We start from the raw sequence: 956 nt of genomic DNA, 5'->3' as shown, positions 1-956 counted from the left end.
AGAGCCTGATCCGAAATTAAGTTGAGTGGTATCAGCTGGTTAGCTTGACGCTTACCCAAGTCGTTGATTCAGCGGTTTTGCAACGAACCAAAGGAAATCAACGATGTGGACCGACACCACTCGCGCACTGTATGCCCGCGCGGAACTGGCATTGCCAAGTGATTTGACCGATGCCGAATGGGCGGTGCTGGAGCCGTTCTTCCCGCCACCTTCTCATGTTGGCCGCCCTCGCAAGTGGCCGCTGCGGCGGATTGTCGAAGCGATCCTGTATCTGCTGCGGGGCGGACTGCCATGGCGGATGCTACCGCCCTGCTTTCCGCCAGTCTCGACGGTGCGGCGCTGGTTCTACCTGTGGCGTGATAACAGGCTGTGGCTGTCGCTCAATCATGTCCTGTTGCTGATCGGGCGCGAAGCTGTAGGCCGCGAGGCGTCGCCAAGCGCCGGAGTGATCGACAGCCAGAGCGTCAAAACCACGGAAAGTGGCGGCCCACGGGGCTATGACGCAGGCAAGAAGATCAAGGGACGCAAGCGCCACATCCTCACCGACACCGATGGAAATCTCGTTCATGCGGTAATCCACACCGCCGACATCCAGGATCGTGATGGCGCACCGCTGGTGCTCGCCGAAATCATCCATCGCTTCCCGTGGCTACGGCATGTCTTCGCCGATGGCGGATATGCTGGCGACAAGCTCCGTCAGGCGTTGCGCAGGGTTGGTAAGTGGACCATCGAAATCGTCAAACGGTCCGACAAAGCAAAGGGCTTTGTGGTTCTCCCACGCCGCTGGGCTGTCGAGCGCACTTTGGCATGGCTCAACCGAAACCGGCGTCTCGCAAAGGACTTCGAGCAGACCATCGCCTCGGCAACCGCGTGGCTGTTCATCGCATCGATCCAGCTCCTCACGCGCCGCATCACAAGGCTATGAAATCACATCGGTTAGTTTTGAATCAGACTCT

The 956-nt window shown here is 59.0% G+C and carries 1 protein-coding gene; it reads left to right on the top strand.

Going from position 1 to position 956, the window contains the following annotated elements; translation table 11 throughout:
• Positions 1-103: 103 nt before the first annotated feature.
• Positions 104-925 carry an IS5 family transposase gene (locus A7A77_RS17295; RefSeq protein WP_066561326.1) on the top strand — a complete coding sequence of 274 codons (822 nt, stop codon included), beginning with the start codon at positions 104-106 and terminating at the stop codon, positions 923-925.
• The last annotated feature ends 31 nt before the right edge of the window (positions 926-956 follow it).

The organism is Croceicoccus bisphenolivorans (genome assembly GCF_001634625.1).
In the GTDB taxonomy this organism is placed as follows: domain Bacteria; phylum Pseudomonadota; class Alphaproteobacteria; order Sphingomonadales; family Sphingomonadaceae; genus Croceicoccus; species Croceicoccus bisphenolivorans.
Note: the sequence above shows the minus strand (reverse complement) of the source record. Positions and strands in the feature narration are given on the sequence as shown.